The 2796-nt window shown below is 63.9% G+C and carries 3 protein-coding genes and 1 pseudogene; 1 reads left to right on the top strand and 3 read right to left on the bottom strand.

Translation table 11 applies throughout. The features are described from left to right. The 3 genes and pseudogenes from CV103_RS22665 to CV103_RS22845 all read right to left on the bottom strand — a co-directional run. Positions 1-620: pseudogene (locus CV103_RS22665) on the bottom strand (hypothetical protein); the annotation flags it as partial. A 75-nt stretch (positions 621-695) separates the two neighbouring features. Further along, positions 696-1619, bottom strand: coding sequence for a DUF2493 domain-containing protein (locus tag CV103_RS11090; protein ID WP_107394964.1), 924 nt, complete (start codon positions 1617-1619; stop codon positions 696-698). A gap of 342 nt (positions 1620-1961) precedes the next feature. Beyond that, positions 1962-2192: a toprim domain-containing protein gene (locus CV103_RS22845; protein ID WP_425443859.1), complete on the bottom strand. Its 231-nt coding sequence runs from the start codon at positions 2190-2192 to the stop codon at positions 1962-1964. A 53-nt stretch (positions 2193-2245) separates the two neighbouring features. Here CV103_RS22845 and CV103_RS11075 point away from each other — a divergent pair, with 53 nt between their 5' ends. Next, complete coding sequence (locus CV103_RS11075; RefSeq protein WP_245896778.1) at positions 2246-2764, top strand: SNF2-related protein; 519 nt, start codon at positions 2246-2248, stop codon at positions 2762-2764. The last annotated feature ends 32 nt before the right edge of the window (positions 2765-2796 follow it).

Here is a 2796-nt window from a genome sequence, read left to right as displayed (position 1 = left end):
GACCGCCGCGCCGATGTCTTCCTCGGCAGCATCCACCTCGCCGCCGCCATCACATGGTGGTTATGAGTCCCGGCCCTAACCGCCGACAGCACCGGGTCCGGCTTGCCGTCGTCAGTCCAGGCGACGGCTGGCTCAGCTGTGGCGTTCTTGAGGATCGTGAAGGTGCCCGTGGCCTTGCCGACTGGCGGCGCGTTATAGACATCGGGCATGATCTCACCCGCTTTGCGCGCGCGGCAGGCCCGCTTGAGCACGCGTCCATAACCAGACTTGCCCGAGCCGTTCGGTCCGTAGACGATCGTTAGTCCGGCAGGTTCGAACTGCAAAGTCTGGCCGGGGGCAAGCTGATTGACACCGGCAATATCGCCCAGGCTGACAAGCGCTATCGATTCACCGCCGATCGGTGTTGCCGGCAAGTGTGCGGTTTCGAGTGCCGCGGGCTCCAATTCGACGCCATCAGCGCCGTGTTCCTTCTTGCACAAGGCCAGTATTTCGCCGACCGCCGCTTCATCGGGCGTTCCGCCGGTCACGATCCGGCGCAAGGCGTCCCTTTGCCAAAGTGGGCGATCGACTGACCAATCGAGAATGGTTTCAAGTACTGTTTTGTTTACTTTCTTATTCACGCCGTTTCCCCCGAAGCTCAACCTATTGAATATAGTAAGGCGTATCGGAAGTTTGACTCAATGATGAGGCGGCGCTCACGCGCCGCCGAACCTCCAGACAGGAATGCCGAGCTTCTTCGCCTTGTCGGCGAGGTTGTCCTGAATGCCGGTGCCGGGGAAGACCATCACACCGATCGGCAGCACTTCGAGCATCTGATCGTTGCGCTTGAAGGGTGCAGCGCGGCCGTGCTTCGTCCAGTCGGGCGCGAAACCGATCTGCGGCACGCCCCGGTGGTCGGCCCAGCGGGAGGCGATCTTCTCGGCGCCCTTCGGCGACTTGCCGTGCATCAGCACCATATCGGGATGCTTGGCGTGGACCTGGTCGAGCTTCGCCCAGATCAGCCGGTGATCGCTAAATTCGAGTCCGCCGGTGAAGGCGATCTTCGGACCCGACGGCAGGAGCACTTCCTGTTCGGCGCGCTTTCTGGCGGCTAGGAAGTCGCGGCTGTCGATCATCGCCGAGGTGAGATTGCGGTGGTTGACCTTCGACCCGCTGCGCGGGAGCCAAGGCTTGCCGGCGTGACGCTCGTAGTGCTCGCCGGCCTGGTCGCGCATCAGCTCGAACGCATCCTGTCGCTCGACCAGCGTCCTGCCTTCCGCGATGAGCCGCTCGAGCTCGACCGATTTGACTTCGGTGCCATCCTGCTCCCGCTGGGATCGGCGCTGCGCCTGCTCGTTGTCGTCGAGGTCGCGCGCGATCCGCTCAGCGGCGCGGTGGAAGACGTTGACGGTCGACCAGAGGAGATCGTCGAGGTCGGGTTCGAGGCGGGTGTCGCCAAGGGTGGCGATCAGGGCGTCGAAGATGTCGGCGATGGCGCCGGCGACGGCGTTGCCTTCGGGCAGTGGCCGCGGATCGGGTTCGTCCTCGTAGGGGCGGTAGCCATAGAGCTGAAGCTCGGTCAGGGCGTGGTCGGTCGGGGAAGAGGTGTGCTGCGGTTCATGGTCGTCATGCTCGCTCATGGGATGCTCCGTCGGATTTGGACCGCGACCGTCGCGGCCTTCATGGCGACGAAGCCGTCGGGCGGGCCGGACTGGCACCCGGAGCGGCAGCGCAGGGCCGAAGCGCAGCGGAGGGCCGAAGGGGCCGACTATTTTGGTNCAGGGCCGAAGCGCAGCGGAGGGCCGAAGGGGCCGACTATTTTGGTTCGCGATGGAAAGGCCCGAAGGGCCGCCGGAAAATAGTCGGCCCCAAGGTTGCCTGGCCGGACCGTTTGACGGCCGATCGCCCTCTCGAAGGCCGAGGCGCGGGCCTCTTGCGATGGGGGAGCATCCGGCGATGAGCCGCCCCGCATCCTATTCCGGCTACGCTGCCAGCTCCATGAAGCGGGCGACGTCCTGCGGCGCGATCTGGACGCGGATTCCTGCCCGCAGCGCATCGATGCCGAGCATCCGCAAATCCTCGTTGAAGTCCCCGAGCGCCGGCGACAGCACGATCGCCTCGATCCCGGCCTGTTCCGCCCGGTCGATCAATACCGCCATCGCGCCGTCTCCTGCCGGATCATCGTCGCGCGCGATGTAGAGCCGGCGCAGCACGTCCGGAGACCCGAGCGCTCGTTGACGAGCAGGACCGCGCGAGGATCGGAGAGGTGGTCGAGCGCCTGGCCGAGGGTCAGCGGCCGGTTGCGCTCGCGCTGCGCGATGGTGAGGACGCCCCGCGCTGGGACTTGGTGGTGTTCGATGAAGCACATCACCTGACCGCATATCGTACCGGCGGCAAGGTCAGGAAAACGGAGAATTATAAGCTCGCCGAAGCACTGAAGGGCCACACACGCGATCTGATCCTACTGTCGGCCACGCCGCATCAGGGCAATCACTTCCAGTTTTGGATGCTTATCCAGCTTCTCAATCCCACGCTCTTCGACAGCCCGGAAGAGATGGTCGAGAACCGACATCGTCTGAACACAGTGATGTTTCGCCGGACCAAGGCCGATGCATGCAGGCCAGATGGAGAACCGCTCTTCGCACGCCGCTGGGTCCATACCGAGTCGTTCTTGATGAGCGACGAAGAGCGCCGCTTCTATGAGAAGCTGCGGGAGTATCTGGAAGATGGCTTCAATCTAGGGTCGGGACCCATAAACAGGATTCCCTTGGCGTCGGGAATGTGATTCATATGTGGACGCCCCCTTGGCAAGGGCAT

The sequence above is a fragment of the Edaphosphingomonas fennica genome, assembly GCF_003034225.1.
In the GTDB taxonomy this organism is placed as follows: Bacteria; Pseudomonadota; Alphaproteobacteria; order Sphingomonadales; family Sphingomonadaceae; genus Sphingomonas_E; species Sphingomonas_E fennica.
Note: the sequence above shows the minus strand (reverse complement) of the source record. Positions and strands in the feature narration are given on the sequence as shown.